The organism is Pseudomonas sp. IT-P2 (assembly GCF_949767575.1).
In the GTDB taxonomy this organism is placed as follows: Bacteria; Pseudomonadota; Gammaproteobacteria; order Pseudomonadales; family Pseudomonadaceae; genus Aquipseudomonas; species Aquipseudomonas pharyngis.
On sequence record NZ_CATKQA010000045.1, the window covers coordinates 463,753 to 482,125 of the forward strand.

The 18,373-nt window shown below is 61.4% G+C and carries 23 protein-coding genes; 8 read left to right on the top strand and 15 right to left on the bottom strand.

Translation table 11 applies throughout. The features are described from left to right. Positions 1-6 precede the first annotated feature (6 nt). The 3 genes from ACM6JM_RS23870 to ACM6JM_RS23880 all read left to right on the top strand — a co-directional run bounded on the left by ACM6JM_RS23870 (position 7) and on the right by ACM6JM_RS23880 (position 2,872). On the top strand, positions 7-921 hold the full coding sequence (locus tag ACM6JM_RS23870) for an urea transporter (RefSeq protein WP_414882609.1): 915 nt from the start codon (positions 7-9) through the stop codon (positions 919-921). A gap of 21 nt (positions 922-942) precedes the next feature. Further along, positions 943-1,767, top strand: coding sequence for an ion transporter (locus ACM6JM_RS23875; RefSeq protein WP_414882610.1), 825 nt, complete (start codon positions 943-945; stop codon positions 1,765-1,767). A 106-nt stretch (positions 1,768-1,873) separates the two neighbouring features. Next, entirely contained in the window at positions 1,874-2,872 is a 999-nt protein-coding gene (locus ACM6JM_RS23880) for a sulfate ABC transporter substrate-binding protein (RefSeq protein ID WP_414882611.1), read from the top strand. Between the two features lie 55 nt (positions 2,873-2,927). On the opposite strand, the gene ACM6JM_RS23885 is transcribed toward ACM6JM_RS23880, so the two are convergent. After that, on the bottom strand, positions 2,928-3,548 hold the full coding sequence (locus ACM6JM_RS23885) for a DUF5666 domain-containing protein (protein WP_414882612.1): 621 nt from the start codon (positions 3,546-3,548) through the stop codon (positions 2,928-2,930). Between the two features lie 241 nt (positions 3,549-3,789). Between ACM6JM_RS23885 and ACM6JM_RS23890 the strand changes: the two genes are divergently transcribed. Continuing rightward, positions 3,790-4,977 (top strand): MFS transporter, encoded by a 1,188-nt coding sequence (locus tag ACM6JM_RS23890; RefSeq protein ID WP_414882613.1) that lies wholly within the window; start codon positions 3,790-3,792, stop codon positions 4,975-4,977. A gap of 46 nt (positions 4,978-5,023) precedes the next feature. Here ACM6JM_RS23890 and ACM6JM_RS23895 read toward each other — a convergent pair whose 3' ends face one another. Beyond that, positions 5,024-5,428 (bottom strand): type II toxin-antitoxin system HicB family antitoxin, encoded by a 405-nt coding sequence (locus ACM6JM_RS23895; RefSeq protein ID WP_011333093.1) that lies wholly within the window; start codon positions 5,426-5,428, stop codon positions 5,024-5,026. Positions 5,429-5,706: 278 nt separating this feature from the next. On the opposite strand from ACM6JM_RS23895, the gene ACM6JM_RS23900 reads away from it, so the two are divergent. Next, positions 5,707-6,174, top strand: a complete 468-nt coding sequence (locus ACM6JM_RS23900; RefSeq protein WP_007959254.1) for a helix-turn-helix domain-containing protein — start codon at positions 5,707-5,709, stop codon at positions 6,172-6,174. Continuing rightward, entirely contained in the window at positions 6,171-6,746 is a 576-nt protein-coding gene (locus ACM6JM_RS23905) for a PIN domain-containing protein (RefSeq protein ID WP_039769753.1), read from the top strand. The genes ACM6JM_RS23900 and ACM6JM_RS23905 overlap by 4 nt, the downstream gene beginning before the upstream one ends. Positions 6,747-6,799: 53 nt before the next feature. Here ACM6JM_RS23905 and ACM6JM_RS23910 read toward each other — a convergent pair whose 3' ends face one another. From ACM6JM_RS23910 to ccmA, 10 genes are all read right to left on the bottom strand, one after another. Further along, the gene (locus ACM6JM_RS23910) at positions 6,800-7,207 is read right to left on the bottom strand and encodes a hypothetical protein (RefSeq protein WP_039769751.1); all 408 of its coding nucleotides are present in this window, start codon (positions 7,205-7,207) and stop codon (positions 6,800-6,802) included. 25 nt (positions 7,208-7,232) lie between these two features. Continuing rightward, a complete protein-coding gene (ccmI, locus tag ACM6JM_RS23915; RefSeq protein ID WP_414882614.1) occupies positions 7,233-8,435 on the bottom strand; it encodes a c-type cytochrome biogenesis protein CcmI in 1,203 nt (400 codons plus the stop codon). After that, on the bottom strand, positions 8,432-8,902 hold the full coding sequence (locus ACM6JM_RS23920) for a cytochrome c-type biogenesis protein (protein WP_011333089.1): 471 nt from the start codon (positions 8,900-8,902) through the stop codon (positions 8,432-8,434). The genes ccmI and ACM6JM_RS23920 overlap by 4 nt, the downstream gene beginning before the upstream one ends. Beyond that, the gene (locus tag ACM6JM_RS23925; RefSeq protein ID WP_039769747.1) at positions 8,899-9,435 is read right to left on the bottom strand and encodes a DsbE family thiol:disulfide interchange protein; all 537 of its coding nucleotides are present in this window, start codon (positions 9,433-9,435) and stop codon (positions 8,899-8,901) included. The genes ACM6JM_RS23920 and ACM6JM_RS23925 overlap by 4 nt, the downstream gene beginning before the upstream one ends. Next, positions 9,432-11,420 (bottom strand): heme lyase CcmF/NrfE family subunit, encoded by a 1,989-nt coding sequence (locus ACM6JM_RS23930; protein ID WP_414882615.1) that lies wholly within the window; start codon positions 11,418-11,420, stop codon positions 9,432-9,434. Before ACM6JM_RS23930 ends, ACM6JM_RS23925 begins: the two co-directional genes overlap by 4 nt. A 3-nt stretch (positions 11,421-11,423) precedes the next feature. Continuing rightward, complete coding sequence (ccmE, locus tag ACM6JM_RS23935; protein ID WP_011333086.1) at positions 11,424-11,879, bottom strand: cytochrome c maturation protein CcmE; 456 nt, start codon at positions 11,877-11,879, stop codon at positions 11,424-11,426. After that, complete coding sequence (ccmD, locus tag ACM6JM_RS23940) at positions 11,876-12,052, bottom strand: heme exporter protein CcmD (protein ID WP_011333085.1); 177 nt, start codon at positions 12,050-12,052, stop codon at positions 11,876-11,878. The genes ccmE and ccmD overlap by 4 nt, the downstream gene beginning before the upstream one ends. Beyond that, on the bottom strand, positions 12,049-12,804 hold the full coding sequence (gene ccmC / locus ACM6JM_RS23945; RefSeq protein ID WP_039769743.1) for a heme ABC transporter permease: 756 nt from the start codon (positions 12,802-12,804) through the stop codon (positions 12,049-12,051). The genes ccmD and ccmC overlap by 4 nt, the downstream gene beginning before the upstream one ends. Before the next feature lie 78 nt (positions 12,805-12,882). Beyond that, positions 12,883-13,551: a heme exporter protein CcmB gene (gene ccmB, locus ACM6JM_RS23950; RefSeq protein ID WP_011333083.1), complete on the bottom strand. Its 669-nt coding sequence runs from the start codon at positions 13,549-13,551 to the stop codon at positions 12,883-12,885. Beyond that, complete coding sequence (ccmA, locus tag ACM6JM_RS23955; RefSeq protein WP_007959232.1) at positions 13,548-14,183, bottom strand: cytochrome c biogenesis heme-transporting ATPase CcmA; 636 nt, start codon at positions 14,181-14,183, stop codon at positions 13,548-13,550. The genes ccmB and ccmA overlap by 4 nt, the downstream gene beginning before the upstream one ends. Positions 14,184-14,380: 197 nt before the next feature. Between ccmA and ACM6JM_RS23960 the strand changes: the two genes are divergently transcribed. Further along, a complete protein-coding gene (locus ACM6JM_RS23960) occupies positions 14,381-15,955 on the top strand; it encodes a flagellar hook-length control protein FliK (RefSeq protein ID WP_134334354.1) in 1,575 nt (524 codons plus the stop codon). After that, positions 15,952-16,281, top strand: a complete 330-nt coding sequence (locus ACM6JM_RS23965) for an EscU/YscU/HrcU family type III secretion system export apparatus switch protein (RefSeq protein ID WP_085666702.1) — start codon at positions 15,952-15,954, stop codon at positions 16,279-16,281. The genes ACM6JM_RS23960 and ACM6JM_RS23965 overlap by 4 nt, the downstream gene beginning before the upstream one ends. 185 nt (positions 16,282-16,466) lie before the next feature. Here the strand turns inward: ACM6JM_RS23965 and ACM6JM_RS23970 are convergent, their stop codons facing one another. The 3 genes from ACM6JM_RS23970 to ACM6JM_RS23980 all read right to left on the bottom strand — a co-directional run bounded on the left by ACM6JM_RS23970 (position 16,467) and on the right by ACM6JM_RS23980 (position 18,372). Continuing rightward, positions 16,467-16,859: a DUF2802 domain-containing protein gene (locus ACM6JM_RS23970; RefSeq protein ID WP_039769738.1), complete on the bottom strand. Its 393-nt coding sequence runs from the start codon at positions 16,857-16,859 to the stop codon at positions 16,467-16,469. Next, entirely contained in the window at positions 16,860-17,345 is a 486-nt protein-coding gene (locus ACM6JM_RS23975; RefSeq protein ID WP_007959223.1) for a chemotaxis protein CheW, read from the bottom strand. A gap of 73 nt (positions 17,346-17,418) precedes the next feature. Beyond that, positions 17,419-18,372 carry a CheW domain-containing protein gene (locus tag ACM6JM_RS23980; RefSeq protein WP_414882616.1) on the bottom strand — a complete coding sequence of 318 codons (954 nt, stop codon included), beginning with the start codon at positions 18,370-18,372 and terminating at the stop codon, positions 17,419-17,421. Position 18,373 lies beyond the last annotated feature (1 nt).

Below are 18,373 nucleotides of genomic sequence, written 5' to 3' on the forward strand. Positions count from 1 at the left end.
ACTGCCATGCCTGCCAATCATTTCAACACCCACTGCCCTGACTGGGCCGAGGCTTTGCTCAACGGCTTCAGTCAAATCTTCCTCCAGCGCCATCCGCTGTGTGGACTCCTGTGCCTTTTGGCCATTTTATTTACCGCGCCGGTGCTGTTCGCCGGCGCGCTGCTGGGCGCGGTCGCCGGATTGCTCACCGCGCAACGGCGCAACTACGCCAAGGCGGATCGTCAGGCCGGACTGTTCAGCTACAACGGCGTGCTGGTCGGCCTGTTGCTGAGCCTGTATTTCCCCTGGTCGCCGATGCTGCCGCCGCTGATTCTGGCGGCCGGTGGCCTGAGCGCGATGATCACGCAGCAGTGGCTCAAACGTGCACGCCTCACCGAATACCTGCCCGCCTACACTGCGCCGTTCGTATTGTTGAGCTGGGTGTTCCTGTGTTTCGCCGAGCCTTTATCCGCCGCACCGGCGCTTGAACTCAATACCGTGAACCTGCTCGGTGCCGCCCTGAAAGGCTTCGGTCAGGTGATGTTCCTCGACCATCCGTTGGCCGGTGGATTGATCGCTGCCGGTTTGTTGATTGCCGATCGCCGGGCCTTTGCCTGGGCGCTGCTGGCGTCGGCAATCGGTCTGGGTTCCAGCCTGTTGCACCATGACAGCCAAATCGCGTTGCTGGGTCTGGGTGGTTACAACGCCGTCCTCGCCGCCCTCGCCTTCAGCACCCAGCGCCAGCAACCGTGGCTGCCGCTGTTCGGCATCGGCCTGGCGCTGCTGCTGACGCCGCTGTTCAGTGCGCTGGGTCTGGCGACTCTCACGGCACCGTTCATTCTTGCCTGCTGGCTGCTGCGCACCGGCATTCGCCTGATGCAACAACCGCAGATCAGCGGCGCGCCTTGCGCTCGCGGGGAGAATCAACCTAGGCTGCGCTGATCTTTGATTCAGGCGTGATCCATGGACAGTAACCAGCACTGGCGTGAACAGCTTTACGTCATGATTTTCCAGAGCGACACCCCCGCCGGGCGACGTTTCGACGGCATCCTGCTGTTGATCATTCTCGCCAGCCTGGTGATCGTGATGCTCGACAGCATCGACAGCGTTCACCGCAATTACGCCGATGTGCTGGCGTATATCGAGTGGGGGTTCACCATCATCTTCGCCGGCGAGTACATTCTGCGTCTTTACTGCTCGCCCAAACCGTTGCGCTATGCCTTCAGTTTTTACGGATTGGTGGATCTGCTGGCGATCGTGCCGGGCATCCTCGCGCTGTACTACAGCGATGCGCAGTACTTGCTGATTATCCGGATCATCCGGATGCTGCGAATTTTCCGCGTCCTCAAACTCAGTCCGTACCTCAAGCAAGCCAACTACCTGATGTCGGCGCTGCGTGGCAGCAAGCAGAAGATCGTGGTGTTTCTGGTGAGCGTCTGCACACTGGTGACGGTCTTCGGCACGTTGATGTACGTGATCGAAGGCCCGGAACACGGTTTCACCAGCATTCCCAAGGGTATCTATTGGGCTATCGTGACCCTGACCACCGTCGGCTTCGGCGACATCGTGCCGAAGACTCCATTGGGCCAGGTGATTTCGTCGCTGGTGATGATCACTGGTTACTCGATCATCGCGGTACCCACCGGAATCTTCACCGCCGAACTGGCCAATGCGATGCGTGGTGAACAGTTGCAACACGACTGCCCGGTTTGCCAGAAAAAGAGCCATGAAAGCGGCGCGGCATTCTGTTCGCGATGCGGTAATCCGTTATTCAAGAAAATAGAATAAGCAAAGTTCTTTTTAATCTTTAAACGACTATGCGCGCCCCGCTATAGTCGCTGGCAAATGGCCTCATCTTTGTAAAAAACACCCCCTACAGAACAAGGAATGCGCAGTGAAAAAACTCTTTGGCGCCTCACTTCTCGCCGCTGGTCTTGCCTTCGGCAGCGTGGCTCAGGCTGCACCGACCCTGCTCAACGTGTCCTACGACGTGATGCGCGATTTCTACAAGGACTACAACACTGCGTTCCAGAAACACTGGCAGGCCGAGCACAAGGAAGCCATCACCGTACAGATGTCTTTCGGCGGTTCGAGCAAGCAAGCCCGTTCGGTCATCGACGGCCTGCCGGCTGACGTCATCACCATGAACATGGCCACCGACATCAACGCCCTGGCCGACAACGGCCAACTGGTACCGAAAGACTGGGTCACCCGTCTGCCGAACAACAGCGCGCCATTCACCTCGGCCACCGTGTTCATCGTGCGCAAAGGCAACCCGAAAGCCCTGAAAGACTGGCCGGACCTGCTCAAGGACGGCGTGCAGGTGATCGTGCCGAACCCGAAAACCTCGGGCAACGGCCGCTACACCTACCTGTCCGCCTGGGGCTACGTGCTGAAAAACGGCGGTGACGAGAACAAGGCGAAAGACTTCGTCGGCAAGCTGTTCAAGCAGGCGCCGGTGCTGGATACCGGTGGCCGCGCCGCGACCACCACGTTCATGACCAACCAGATCGGCGACGTGCTGGTGACCTTCGAAAACGAAGCCGAAATGATCGCCCGCGAGTTCGGCCGCGACCAGTTCGAAGTCATCTACCCGAGCGTCTCCGCCGAAGCCGAGCCGCCGGTGTCGGTGGTCGACAAAGTGGTCGAGAAGAAAGGCTCCCGTGCCGCGGCCGAGGAATACCTGAAGTACCTGTGGTCGCCGCAAGGTCAGGAAATCGCGGCCGCCAACTACCTGCGTCCACGTGACCCGGCGGTACTGGCCAAGTACACCGACCGTTTCCCGAAAGTCGACTTCCTGTCGGTCGAGAAGACCTTCGGCGACTGGCGCACCGTGCAGAAGACCCACTTCAACGATGGCGGAGTCTTCGACCAGATCTACAACGGCCAGTAAGGCGTGAGCTGACATGAAAAAGGCGACCTGCAGAGGTTGCCTTTTTTGTGGGCGTTTACATCGGCGGCTTGACGCCATCCTTGCCCGCCGAGATCGATTGCGCGGTCAGCGTGCCGTCCGCGCTCTGGGTCACGAAGGTGACGATCTTCACCCCGACCTTGAGCAGGCTGCGATCACCCGGCGTCAGGTTGACGATCGGCACATCCTCCGGCACCAGAATCTTCTGCTGGCCGCCCTTGTAGTTCACGGTCAGCACCCGGCCGTTGCTCACCACCAGATCGCCGACGCTGCCATTGGTCATGCTGCTGCCCTTGGCCAGGTCGAACGGCCGATGACCATCGCCGCTGCCGGCCAGCTCCGGCGGGAACACGTGAACCTCCAGCGCCTTGAGCGTGCCATCCTCCTGGGGAATGGCCGCCGAACCGATGTAGCTGCCGGGCTTGATGTCTTCGATATTGGCCAGGGTGACCGCGCGGACCTTGGTGTCCGGGGTCAACTGGACCACTACGTTTTCACCCGTGTTGACGTGAACCTTGAGCGAGTCGGCACTGACCCCGGTGATCTCGCCGCGCACACCCATGCGCATGCCGGGCGCTTCGGCGGCCTGCACAGCAGTGGCGCCGAGCAGACTGATCAGGACAATGGTTGTGGTGTGGCGAAGCAACTGACGAAACATCGCAATCCTCCGTTGATGAATGTTGAAACCCGGTCACAACATAAGCACGCTATCGAACAAGATGTAAGTGAATGTATCATCGACGCTCAACGGTCGGACGCAAGGTTCGCCGATGAACAATGGATTGTTCGGCGCCACCTGTTCCGCAACGGAATAACTGATATCGATCAGAAGCCTCTACTGCCGGCTCGGCCCGTCCCTTAGCCTCACCGCATTCCTTTTCGCTGGATCGAGAAACCCTATGACCGCCACAACTCACACAATGACCCGAGGCATGGTGCTGCTGTTCGCTTTCTGCTGCGGCGCCATCGTTGCCAACATCTACTACGCCCAGCCGATCATCGGCCTGATCGCGCCGGATATCGGTCTGAGCGACACCATGGCCAGCTTCATCGTGTCGCTGACCCAGATCGGCTATGCGCTGGGCCTGTTCTTCCTGGTGCCACTGGCGGATCTGCTGGAAAACCGCCGGTTGATGATCATCACCACCGTGGTGGCGATCGCCAGCCTGCTCGGCGCGGCGTTTACCGATCAGCCGAATGTATTCCTGCTGATTTCGTTGCTGGTGGGTTTCAGTTCGGTGTCGGTGCAGGTGTTGATTCCATTGGCGGCGCACTTGGCGCCGGAGGAATCCCGTGGCCGGGTGGTCGGCGGGATCATGGGCGGTCTGCTGCTGGGGATTCTGCTGGCGCGGCCAGTGTCGAGCGTGGTCGCCGACCATCTGGGCTGGCGGGCGATGTTCATGATCGCGGCAGGCTTGATGGCAGCGATCAGCGTGGTTTTGGCGCTGACTGTGCCCAAGCGCCAGCCGGATCACAGCGCCTCCTACGGCCAGTTGCTGGGTTCGTTGTGGACGCTGCTGCGCAAACAACCGGTGCTGCGTCAGCGGGCGTTTTACCAGGCCTGCATGTTCGCCACGTTCAGCCTGTTCTGGACCGCCGTGCCGCTGGAACTGGCGCGCAACCATGGCCTGTCCCAGAGTGAAATCGCGATCTTCGCCCTGGTCGGCGCAATCGGTGCCATCGCCGCCCCGATCAGCGGACGCCTGGCCGACGCCGGCCACACCCGCGTCGCCTCGTTGCTGGCCATGCTGTTCGCCAGTCTGAGCTTCCTGCCCGCCTTCATCCACCCGGCCTACAGCGTGATCGGCCTGGCCGTGACCGGTGTGGTGCTCGACTTCTGCGTACAGATGAACATGGTGCTCGGCCAGCGCGCGGTCTACTCCCTTGACGCCAAAAGCCGCGGCCGCCTCAACGCGCTGTACATGACCAGCATCTTCGTCGGCGGCGCCTTCGGCTCGTCGGTAGCCAGTGCGGTGTACGAGCATGGCGGCTGGTTGTGGATCGTGATTGTTGGCAGCGCGTTCCCGCTGCTGGCGCTGGTGCGGTTTTTGAGTGCTTCGCAGAAGACCGTTCTGGCAACGGCCTAGAACCTGAAAAGCCCTGTCGGATCGCTGATCCGACAGGGCTCGAGGTTCAATGCCGGACCAGCTTTTCCATGGCGGCATCCGCCAGAAAAGAAGAGCGGCTTTTGACATTGTGCTCACGCACATAGCGGTCAATGCGCTGGATGACATAGCCCGGCAACGTCACGTTGACCTTTTCGGTCTTGCCCATGTACGGCGAGATGTCCAGCTCCAGCATGCCCCAGCCCATGTCGGCGAATTCCGGGTTGTTGCGATGGGTCGCCGCCGAGGTCGGCATCGGAATCGAATCCCCATCCGCCGCGATTTCCTGCAGCATGATATGGGCAATCTCGACGGCCGCGTTGTAGGCATCCTCAAACGTATCCCCGGCAGTAATCGCGCCGGGAATATCGGGGATCTGAATCCCGATGGCGGTGTTCTCGTCACCCCACTCGATGCAGATTGGGTATTGCATTGTGAAATTGCCTCGCCCATTAAAGTAACTCTAGAGATACCTTTAGTAGCCTGCGGAAGGTTGTGACACAACGTTGGTTGTTTTGCAGGATGTTTTGACTACCTGTCGGCGGTGTTTCCGACGGGTAGGCTGGCCAGTGTCAAGGCGCGGGCGTTCGTTGAATATGTGCAGGGGTTGTTGGCGAAAAGCCATAAAACCCCTACTCGTTTCGTTTATTGCGATTTTCGCTTATTTCGAATAACGTTCCGGCATTCCTCATTTCCAAAGCCGGACTCGCCATGTCGACCGTTATTCATCCCTCCATCAGCCTCCCCGTAGAACGCGAAGTAAAAGCCGCCATTGAAGGGCAGCGTGCCCTGGCGGCATACCTCGCGACCCATTTCGAGACTCAGCACATCCAGATTTTCGACGAGCAGAACGAAGCTCATCGCGTCGAACTGCCCACCTCGGCCCTGCGCTTGCTGATCGACATTCTGGCGGAACTGGCAGCCGGCAACGCGGTGCAGGTCGTACCGGTGCATGCCGAATTGACGACCCAGGAAGCCGCCGACCTCCTCAACGTCTCACGTCCACACCTCATAAAACTGCTGGAAAGCGGCGAGTTGTCCTACCACAAAACAGGCAAGCACCGACGTGTGCGTTTTGCCGATCTGATGGACTATAAGACCCGGCGCACCACCGCCAGCGAGCAGGCAATGGCGCTTCTCGCAGAGCAAGCTCAGGCGTTAAGGACAGGATACGAGTGAGGCATTCCTCTTTTACCGCTTTATATGATGCATGCGTCTTGTACCCTGCCCCCTTGAGAGACTTCCTCATGTGGCTTGCCCTCTCGGGGCGATTTCGGGCGCGATGGACCCAGGAGATTCACTGCGAATGGAAACGCAATCTGTTGAAGAACCGTCCTGACCTGACGATGGAACAGCTGGATCGTACGTCCGGCCTGATGGATCAAGCGATACCCGACGCCTGTGTCCATGACTATGAAGACCTGATTGCCGGCCTCACCTTGCCCGACTGCGATGATCGCCATGTTCTGGCGGCGGCCATCCGCTGCGGCGCAAGTGTGATAGTGACCTTCAACCAGAAAGACTTTCCCTGCAAAACGCTAGAGCCTTTCGGCATCGAGGCGCAGCATCCGGACGAGTTCGTCGACAACCTCTTGGGGCTTGATCCGGCAGCAGTGGTTGCTGCGGCCCAAAAGCAGCGTCGGCAGCTGAAAATGCCTGCCATGGACGTCGAACCTTTTCTTGATCTACTGCAACGACAAGGCCTGGTTAAATCAGTCCAGGCACTCCGCGGCTATCACGCAATCCTTTGAAAGCTCATTACCCCCACACAGCAAAACGGCGATCCAAAGATCGCCGTTTTTCATTACTGCCCGAACTGCTTGCCCAGTCCCGCCGGTACGCCGTGGATGTTGGTTTCTTCCCACGGGCCGTTGGGGCTGATCGAGCGGCTCCAGCCGTTGTTCCAGCGGTAGTAGGTGCGCTGACGGTAGAAGGTGTTGGTCTGGTCGTCGAGCACGTAAACGCCCAGTTTCTGGTCCCAGTGGCTGTTGCCGCCCGGTGGTGGGGCGAAGCTGGCGGAGGTGCGCGGGACAGGTTTGGCGGGTTTGGCCGGGATGCCCGGCTTGCTCGGCGTCGGGCTGGTCGACGGGGTCGGGCTGGGTTGTGACGGTGGGATCGGCGGCAGCCGTGTGGTGGGCTCCGGTCGTTGCACCGCACATGCGCTCAAGCCCAGGGCCAGTGTGAGGACTGTGATTCGGGCGATGGCGTTCATGGCGGTGCTTTCCTGTTGGTTCCGGCTATTTGTCCGGGCTGTCGATGGTCAGTGTCTGCGGCGCGGTGGTGCTGCTGGCCAGAGGCCCGCTGCGACCGACCCACTCACCGGCGGTCGGCTGACCGGCACGGGAGATGCGCGCAACCAGTTGGACTTCGGGGAAGTTCGACAGTTTCAATTGCGGCATCATCGCGTCGGCATCACCCAGTTCGACGGTCACCGGCAGATCGGCGACGGTCAGGCGCTTGGCCGCCAGCGGTGCCGGCGGGCCCGAGGTGGCGCGGGCAAAAATGAATACGCTGTCACCCGGTTGCACTTTGGCTTTGAGCTCGCTGGCCAGATCCACACGCACTTTCAACAACGCCGCCGCTTTCGCCGCCGGTGCCTGGGCGACCTTGCCGCCGCTGGCCTGCAGTTTTTCGGTGGCGCGGGTGATACCACCCTGCAGAGCCTCGCGGGATTTGTCCTGTGGTGGCAGTTGCGCCAGCAGACGGTTCCAGTAGTCGATGGCCTCCTGATAACGCTCGCCTTCGAACGCGGCGATGCCCAGCAGGCCGAGACTGGTGACTTCTTTCGGATCGGCTTTCAGCGCTTCATCGGTCAGAGCCTGAACCTTGTCCGACCATTTTTTGTTGTCGGCGAAGTATTGGGCCTGCGCCCACTGGCCGAGCAGTTCCGGCTGACGACCGGCCAGATTGACGGCACGCTCGAACATCTTCGCCGCATCAGCCGGACGATCCTGGGCCATGTAAGTGCGACCGAGGAAATACACGCCTTCAGCCGAATCCGGCTGCGCAGCGACTGCGCGTTCCAGACGCTGAGTCATTTCTTCCATCGACTGCGGCGCCTGGGCGAATTCCCGGGTCAGTTCGACCTTGTCGCTCGCGCCAAAGTGCAGGTACAAACCGAGGCCCAACACCGGCACCAGCACGGCTGCCAGCAATGGAAGTGGTTTACCCAAACGCGAAACCCGCGCCGGCGCCACACCTTCGGTGTCGGCCAGCAGTTCCCGGGCCGCTTCGGCGCGGCCGCTGTCCATTTGCGCAGCATCGAGCACGCCTTCAGCCTGCTGCAATTGCAGCTCGGCGACGCGTTCCTGATACAGCGCGACGTTGAGAGCGGTTCGATCCTCTTCACGCTGGGCGCGACGTTCGCGCAGAACGGGGATCAACAGAAAACTCAGGGCGACCAGAAGCAACAGCCCTGCGGCAAGCCAGAAATCAATCATTCTTGGTTTTTATCCAACAGTTGGTCGAGGCGCTGACGCTCTTCAGGAGACAGCGATTGCGGCGTCTCGGCGCGCTGCCCGCGACGGCGGCGGACAATCACGGCAATCACCACGAACCCACCCAGCAACAGGCCGGCCGGGCCGAACCAGAGCAACGCGGTCTTGGCATTGAGCGCCGGTTTGTAGCGGACGAAATCACCGTAGCGGTCGACCATGAAGTCGATGATCTGCTGATTGTCCTTGCCCTCGCCGAGCATGCGGAAAATCTCTTTGCGCAGGTCGGCGGCAATCGGCGCGTTGGAGTCGGCGATGTCCTGGTTCTGGCACTTGGGGCAGCGCAGTTCCTTGGTCAGTTCGCGGAAACGCTCGCGATCGCCTTCTTTGGCGAACTCGTAGGTGTCGATGGCGGCGTGGGCCACGCCGGCCAGGCTCAAGCCCAGCACCATGGCGGCTAAAAAGCGCTTCATGGCTTGGCCTCGTCGACCAGCGCCTGATACTTGGCCGCCAGTTTTTCCCGCCAGACCTGCTCGTCGATCACCCCGACGTACTTGTCGCGGATGATGCCCTTGGCGTCGATGAAGAAGGTTTCCGGCGCACCGTAGACACCGAGGTTCAGGCCCAGCGAGCCTTCGTCGTCGCGGATGTCCAGTTGATACGGATTGTGGAATTCGGCCAGCCACTTCAACGCATCGGCGTTGGTGTCCTTGTAGTTGATGCCGTAGATCACCACGCCGCGCTCGGCGAGCTTGTTCAGCACCGGGTGCTCGACCCGGCAGGAAATGCACCAGGTGCCCCAGACGTTGACCAGTGCCGGTTTGCCGAGAATGTCGGACTTGGTCAGGGTCTTGTCGCCCTGCACCGCCGGCAGGGAAAACTCCGGGAACGGTTTGCCGATCATCGCCGACGGCAGCTCCGCCGGATCCAGGTACAGACCGCGATAAAGGAATACGGCCACCAGCAGGAAAATCGCCAATGGCACCAGCATCAACCAACGTCTCATGCAGCGGCTCCTTCCATGCCCAGCGCTTCACGCACGCGGGCTTTGACCTTCACTCGATAACGCCGATCCAGCGCCGCCAGCAGACCACCGAAACCGGTCAGCAGACCGCCGAACCAGATCCAGCGCACAAACGGTTTCACATGCACCCGCACCGCCCAGGCGCCATCGCCCAGCGGTTCGCCCAGGGCGACATATAGGTCGCGGGTGAAACCGGCGTCGATCCCGGCCTCGGTCATCACCGAGTTCTGCACGGTGTACAGACGTTTTTCCGGGTGCAGCACGCTGATTTCCTGACCGTTGCGGATCACCCGGACGGTGCCCTTGTCGGAGGTGAAGTTCGGGCCTTCGAAGTGCTTGGCGCCTTCGAACACGAACTGATAACCGGCCAGGTCCATCGACTCGCCCGGTGCCAGACGCAGGTCGCGCTCGGCACTGTTCTGGCTCGACAACACCACGCCCAACGCACAGACGGCGATACCGAGGTGGGCGATCTGCATGCCCCAGTAACTGCGGGTCAGGGTCGGCAGGCCTTTGATCAGACCTTTGTGGCGGGTCTTGTCGAAGAGGTCGCGCACGCCGGCCAGCAACACCCAGGCCGCGAGCAGGAACGTTGCGATGACGGCCCAGTTGAAATCGCCGTAAGCGACACCGGCCACCACCGCCAGGGCAACGCTGCCCAGCAGCACCGGGGTCAGCATGCTGACCAGCCATTTAACCGGGGTGTCTTTCCAGCGCACGATCACGCCGACTGCCATCACCAGCATCAACAGCGCCATCAACGGAATGAACAACGCGTTGAAGTACGGCGGGCCGACCGACAGCTTGGCGCCGCTGATCGCGTCGAGAATCAGCGGATACAGCGTGCCGAGCAGGATCATCGACGCTGCCACGACCAGCACGAGATTGTTCCCCAGCAACAGGGTTTCCCGCGACCACAGGTTGAAGCCGACCTGGCTCTTGACCACCGGGGCGCGCAAGGCAAACAGGGTCAGCGAACCACCGACCACGAACAGCAGGAAGATCAGGATGAACACGCCTCGCTCAGGATCGGAGGCAAACGCGTGCACCGAGGTCAGCACGCCGGAACGCACGAGGAAAGTGCCGAGCAGGCTCAGGGAGAACGCGGCAATCGCCAGCAACACCGTCCAGCTCTTGAACACGCCACGTTTCTCGGTGACCGCCAGCGAGTGAATCAACGCCGTGCCCACCAGCCATGGCATGAATGAGGCGTTTTCCACCGGGTCCCAGAACCACCAGCCGCCCCAGCCGAGTTCGTAGTAAGCCCACCACGAACCGAGGGTGATGCCGATGCCGAGGAAAGCCCAGGCGACGATGGTCCACGGACGCGACCAACGTGCCCACGCCGCATCGAGACGACCGCCGAGCAGTGCGGCGATGGCAAACGCGAAGGCCACCGAGAAACCGACGTAACCCATGTAGAGCATCGGCGGATGGACGATCAGGCCGATGTCCTGCAGCAATGGGTTGAGGTCACGACCGTCGGCCGGGATCTGCGGCAGGATCCGCGAAAACGGGTTCGAGGTGAGGATCAGGAACAGCAGAAAACCGGTGCTGATCATGCCCATCACCGCCAGCACACGAGCGAGCATGACTTGCGGCAGTTGCCGGGAGAACACCGACACCGCGAAGGTCCAGCCGCCGAGGATCAACGCCCACAGCAGCAGCGACCCTTCGTGGGCGCCCCACACCGCGCTGAACTTGTAGTACCACGGCAAAGCACTGTTGGAGTTCATCGCGACGTAAGCCACGGAGAAATCGTCGGTCATGAATGCATAGGTCAGGCAACCGAAGGCGAACAGCAGGAACACGAACTGCCCCCACGCCGCCGGTTGGGCGAGACCCATCCACAGACGGTCGCCGCGCCAGGCACCGAGCAACGGCACCACGGCCTGCACCAGCGCGAAACACAGCGCCAGAATCATGGCCAGATGGCCCAACTCAGGAATGAAAATGCTGGATGTCATCGATCAACCCTCCTTCGCAGGGGTTGGCGCGGATTGACCGCTGTCCTTCAGGGCCTTGGTCACTTCCGGCGGCATGTATTTTTCGTCGTGCTTGGCCAGCACTTCATCGGCAACCACCACGCCGTCGGCGTTGAGCTTGCCCAGCGCGACGATGCCCTGCCCTTCGCGGAACAGGTCCGGCAGGATCCCGCGATAGGTGATGGTCACGGACTTGTTGAAGTCGGTGACCACGAATTTGACGTCCAGCGAATCCGTGGAGCGTTGCAGCGAGCCCTTCTCGACCATGCCGCCGGCGCGGATGCGGGTGTCCTGCGGCGCTTCGCCGTTGGCGATCTGGGTCGGGGTGTAAAACAGGTTGATGTTCTGCTGCAGGGCGCTCAGGGCCAGGCCGACGGCAGCGCCGACCCCGACCAGAATTGCCAGGATGATGATCAGACGCTTTTTGCGCAGCGGATTCACTTGCCGTTCTCCCGGCGCAGACGACGCGCCTCTTGTTGCAGATAGCGCTTGCGGGCCGCGATCGGCGCCGCCACGTTGAGGATCAGTACCGCCAGACAGATGCCGTAGGCCGACCAGACATACAGGCCGTGATGGCCCATGGCGAGGAAGTCGCCGAATGACGCGAAACTCATCGAGCGGCCTCCAGACTGTTCTGCACTTCTTCTTTCACCCAACTGGCGCGGGCTTCGCGCTTGAGCACTTCAAGGCGCATGCGCAGCAACAGCACGGCGCCGAAGAAACAGTAGAACCCCAGCACCGTCAGCAACAGCGGCAGCCACATCTCTACGGGCATCGCCGGTTTTTCGGTGAGGGTGAAGGTCGCGCCCTGGTGCAGGGTGTTCCACCACTCCACCGAGTATTTGATGATCGGGATGTTGATCACGCCGACGATGGCCAGCACCGCGCAGGCCTTGGCGGCGCTGTCGCGGTTGCTGATGGCGTTGCCCAGCGCGATCACGCCGAAATACAGGAACAGCAGAATCAGCATCGAGGTCAGACGCGCGTCCCAGACCCACCACGAACCCCAGGTCGGTTTGCCCCAGATCGCCCCGGTGACCAGCGCCACGGCGGTCATCCAGGCACCGATCGGCGCGGCGCATTGCAGGGCGACGTCGGCCAGTTTCATCTTCCACACCAGCCCGACCACACCGCACACCGCCAGCATCACGTAGATCGACTGAGCGAGCATCGCGGCGGGAACGTGGATATAGATGATGCGAAAGCTGTTGCCTTGCTGATAGTCCGGCGGCGCGAAGGCCAGGCCCCAGATGACGCCAACGCAGATCAGCAACAACGCGGCGAGGCTCAACCACGGCAAAAACTTGCTGCTGATGCCGTAGAACCACTTGGGCGAGCCGAGCTTGTGAAACCAGGTCCAGTTCATACTGTTTCCATCACGGGTGCCGCTCATCGGTGTGAGCAGTCTCAGGGTCTTTGCTGGTTAAATTTTAACCAGACCTCATTATTCGCCGACGCTGATCTTCAGGCCAGCCGCTATTGCAAAAGGTGTCAGGGTTATCGCCAGGGCGGTCAGGCTGCCAAGCCACAACAGATAACCAAGCGCCGGCATGCCCTGCAACGCCGCCTGCAAGGCGCCACTGCCGAGGATCAACACCGGGATGTACAACGGCAGAATCAGCAGCGCCAGCAACAGGCCTCCGCGTTTCAGACCGACCGTCAGCGCCGCGCCCACCGCGCCGAGCAAGCTCAGCACCGGTGTTCCCAGCAGCAACGAAAGCAGCAATACCGGCAGACACGCAGCCGGCAACCCGAGCATCAACGCCAGTAACGGCGAGAGCAAAACCAGTGCCAGCCCGGAAAAAAGCCAGTGTGCCAGCACCTTGGCCAATACCAGAAGTGGCAGGGGGTGCGGCGAAAGGACCCACTGTTCAAGGGAGCCATCTTCGAAATCACTGCGGAAAAGCCCGTCCAGCGAGAGCAGGACCGACAACAGTGCCGCCACCCAGACTAACCCCGGGGACAAGTTTTGCAATACTTGAGTTTCCGGTCCGACGGCCAGCGGGAACAGCGCGATGACGATGGCGAAGAAAATCAGCGGATTGGCCAGCTCCGCCGGGCGGCGGAACAGCAGTCGGGACTCACGGGCAACCAGCAGGCCGAACACACTCATACCGCCCAATTCCCCAGGTCGATGTCGCGATAACCGGCCGGCATCCGGCTCAGCGTGTGGTGGGTGGTGAGCACCACCAGCCCTCCCCGTTCGCAGTGCCCGGCCAGGTGTTCTTCAAGCTGTGCCACGCCCTGTTTGTCCAGCGCAGTGAACGGTTCATCGAGAATCCACAACGGCGGGCTATCGAGATACAACCGCGCCAGCGCCACGCGGCGCTGCTGGCCGGCGGACAGGCTGTGGCAGGGAACATCCTCGAAACCACGCAATCCAACCGCCGCCAGGGCCTGCCAGATCGCGTCGCGTTCGGCGGGTTGATGCAGGGCGCAGAGCCAGGCGAGATTTTCTTCCGGGGTGAGCAAGTCCTTGATCCCGGCAGCATGGCCGATCCACAGCAGGTTGCGCGCCAGTTCGCTGCGTTGCTCGCCCAGTGGCTTGCCGTTGAGCAATACCTGGCCATCGGTCGGCTGCATCAGACCGGCCAGCAAACGCAGCAAACTGGTCTTGCCGCTGCCGTTGGGGCCGCTGATCTGCACCATATCGCCACTGGCCAGTCTCAATTCGAGATTGTCGAAGAGCAGTCTGAGATCACGTTCACACGCGAGGGCGACGGTTTGCAGGACAGGACTGGTCAAGGGATCACGGGCCTTATACGGTTCAAGTCGGCTCTGGCGCGGCCGTTAAAGAGTTGCAGCATAAATGCAATGACGGCTCAATCCAGAGAGCTGCGTCAAACAATTGCTATGTTTTTTGAACGAATGGAAGGACGGGCGGCATTATACATGGCGTCCCCCGCTCTCCCGAGTGCATTTTCCTCAGGTTGTGTCCGCGTATGACAGGCGAAATGAACATCCTCCCGCTCCCGCCCACCGCCCCGGCGACCGTTCGCCCGCAGGTGGGTGAGCTGCTGAAGTTGCTGACGCCGGTCGACGGGCTGATTGCCGCCGGCCAGAGCGCCAAGGCCGAGGTGTTGTCGCTCAAGCAGGCGGATCAGACCTTTCAATTGCTGCTCAAGGTGACGCTGGACAGCGGCCGTCAGACCACCGTGCAGGCGACCAGCAATCTGCCGCTGCCTCAGGGCACCAGTCTGGCGATCACCCAGCCGTCAGCGGGCAATCTGGCGATCACCGTGCAACAGGCCATCGCCAGCAGCGTCGCCACCCTCACCCGCATCGACACCGCGCAATTGCCGGTTGGCACGCTGCTGCAAGGCAAGGTGCTGACGGCTCAGACCTTGCCGCAGGTGCCGGGGCAGCCGACCGTATACCGCTCGATGGTCAGCCTGCTCAACACCGCGTTGAGCGGCAGCACCTTGACCATCGACAGCCCGCAACCGCTGCGCATCGGCACCCTGCTGTCGGCGCTGGTGCAGGACTCGCAGACCCTGAAGTTTCTGCCGCTGAGCAATCGCCAGGAACAACTGGCGGTCAGCCAGCAGCTGGTCAGCCAGCAAAGCCGTCAGGGCTCCCTCGACGGCTTGCTGAAAATGCTCCAGAGCCTGCCCCCCGCCACCGATCAGACGTCCCAGGATTTGCGCGCCGCCGTGGACAAACTGCTCGCCAACCTGCCGGACGTGCAGCAACTGAGCACCCCAAAAGGTCTGGCCCAGGCGCTGGCCAACAGCGGTGTGTTCCTCGAAACCAAACTGCTGACCGGGCAGAACCCGACGCTGGCCCCGGACATGAAAGCCGATCTGCTCAAGCTGATCGCCCAACTCACCCCCGGCCTGCCCGGCAACACCAACCTGAATGCGATCATCGCCGCCAACACCCTGGCTCAGGCATTGCCGAGCTTTGTGCGCAACGCCCTCGGCATGCTCGGTCAGGTCAGCGCAAAACCGGTGCCGAGCAGTTTCCCGTTGCCCGAGCGACTGCTGCAAAGCCTGGAAGGTGAAGGCGATCTGGAGCATTTGCTGCGCCTCGCCGCAGCCGCCGTGTCGCGCCTGCAAAGCCATCAGCTGTCGAGTCTGGAACAGACCGGCGTCACCGATGACGGTCGTCTGCTCAGCACCTGGCAGCTGGAAATCCCGATGCGCAACCTGCAGGACATCGTGCCGTTGCAGGTCAAGTTCCAGCGCGAAGAAGCACCGGAGAAACAGGAAGCGAACGAGCAGCGCCGCGATGAGCGCGAACCGAAGCAGCAACTGTGGCGCGTCGATCTGGCGTTCGACATGGAACCGCTGGGGCCGATGCAGATTCAGGCACAGTTGATCAGCGGCAGCCTGTCCAGTCAGTTGTGGGCCGAGCGGCCGTACACCGCGAGTCTGATCGAAAGCAACCTGACCGCCCTGCGTCAACGCCTGCTGGATTCCGGGCTGAACGTCGGCGACCTCGACTGCCACCTCGGCACCCCGCCGCAAGGCATCCAAACCCGCCTCGAACACCGCTGGGTCGACGAAACCGCATGAATGACACCACCGCTCCACGCCAGGCCATCGCCCTCAAATACGACGGCAGCCACGCCCCGACCCTTACCGCCAAGGGCGACGAAGAACTGGCCGAAGAAATCCTGCGGATCGCCCGCGACTGTGAAGTGCCGATCTACGAAAACGCCGAACTGGTGAAACTGCTGGCGCGAATGGAACTGGGCGACAGCATCCCCGAAGAGCTGTACCGCACGATCGCCGAGATCATCGCGTTTGCCTGGAACCTCAAGGGCAAGTTTCCGGCGGGACAGGACCCGGACGCACCGATGGTCGAGAAAGACGTCACCGAACGCGGCGACGATTACTGAAGGCAAAAAAAACGCAGCCATCGATGACTGCGATTTTTTTCGCTGATTGTTCCCACGCTCTGCGTGGGAACACCCGCCCGTGACGCTCTGCGTCACCCTTCACACGCGGAACGCGGAGCGTTCCAAGATGCATTCCCACGCAGACGGTTCGACGCCTCGACGTGGGAACGATCCAGGTGTGACGACTAGTTCTTGTGCAGCTTGCGCATCAACTCCGCCTCAGCCTGGGTCAACCCGCAGGACTGAGTCAGCTCATCGACACTCGCGCCCATCCCCACCAGTTTCGCCGCCTGGGCGAATGACAGGCTGGAAGGATCGCGCTGTTCGAGCTGGGAGAGTTTGTCCGGGATCGGACTGACCACCGCGCGCAGCTCGTGCAGGGCTTCGCCCATGCGCACGTTGCCGTTCTGGTAATCGTCGACACGTTTGGCCAGGTCCCTGATGCGCTGATCACGCAGCGCATCGCCCTGGGCCTGTTGCGCAGCGATCACGCGCTGCGCCTTGATGTACGCCAGAAACATCGCCAGCGTGCCTGCCCAGAACAGGAACAGGACAATGACCGCTACCTCGAGAATCAATCAGATGTTCTCCAGTTCCGACCACTCTTCTTCGCTCATCATCTTGTCCAGCTCGACCAGGATCAGCAACTCGTTGTTCTTGTTGCACACGCCCTGAATGAACTTGGCCGACTCTTCGTTACCGACGTTCGGTGCAGTCTCGATTTCCGACTGACGCAGGTAAACCACTTCAGCCACGCTGTCGACCATGATGCCCACGACCTGCTTGTCGGCTTCGATGATGACGATACGGGTGTTGTCGCTGATCTCACCGCTCATCAGGCCGAAGCGCTGACGGGTGTCGATCACGGTCACCACGTTGCCGCGCAGGTTGATGATGCCCAGCACGTAGCTTGGCGCACCCGGAACCGGAGCGATCTCGGTGTAGCGCAGGACTTCCTGAACGCGCATCACGTTGATGCCGTAGGTTTCGTTGTCCAGCTTGAAGGTCACCCATTGCAGGATCGGATCTTCGGAACCCTTTGCCGCCGTAGCCTTGTCGTTCATACCCTAGCCCCTCGAAAAACCGCGCCTGGCGGTGTGTGTTTCGTTCGCCGGCATTTGAATGCCGGTACTGTCTTTATGTCGGTTTGTGGTTCGGCTTACTGCCGGACATGTGCTTTGCCCCACCGCTGGCGATCAACTCGGCCAGTGCGGAAACATCGAGCAAGGCGCACATGTGTTCAATCACCGTGCCGGCGAGCCATGGCCGCTGACCCCGGTGACTTCTCCATTTGATTTCATTCGGGTCCAGACGCAACGAGCGACTGACCTGATGCACCGCCAGGCCCCACTCGTAACCCTGCACCGAAATCACGTATTGCAGGCCCTGACGGAAATCATCGCGGTAGCGATCCGGCATGACCCAGCGTGCGGTGTCCAGCACCTTCAGATTCCCGGCCTGGCTTGGCAGGATGCCGAGGAACCATTCCGGCTGACCGAACAGCGGCGTCAGCTCATGGCCGGCCAGCGAATAGATCGAGCCGAGGCACACCAGCGGCACCGCCAGCGTCAGCCCGGCCACGTCGAACAACAGGCATTCGAACGCTTCCGAAGCCCAGGCGGGACGACCGTCGGTTTCCACCGGTGGCGGCGTGTTGCTGGGTGGCAGATGCACTTCCACCAGTGGCGCAACCAAGGTCGGTTCGACCGGGGCTGGCGCAGGCGCTACAGGCTCGGGCTCTGGCGCCGCCTGAGCCCGTGGCGTTTGCAGAAGTTGGGTTTGCAGCAGCGGTGCCAGGGTCGATACCACGCGCACCGGCTCAGGCTCTTTGATCAACGTCGCAGGTGCCTTCGCTACCTCAGCGGCAGGCGCGGCAACCGGAGCCACCGGCCTGGCGGCTTTTTGCGCATCCCGGGCCTGCTCTTCAAGCACGGCGGCCTGGAATTCATCGAGCGCCGCAGCGGTCTCGATCACCTCGACCGGCGCTGCGATTTCCTGCTCGACCTCGTCCGTCACTTCCTGCAGCAAGCCGTCCAGATAGGACTGCAACGCCAGTTGCGGCTTGGACGTCAGCTTGATCGGCCGATTCATG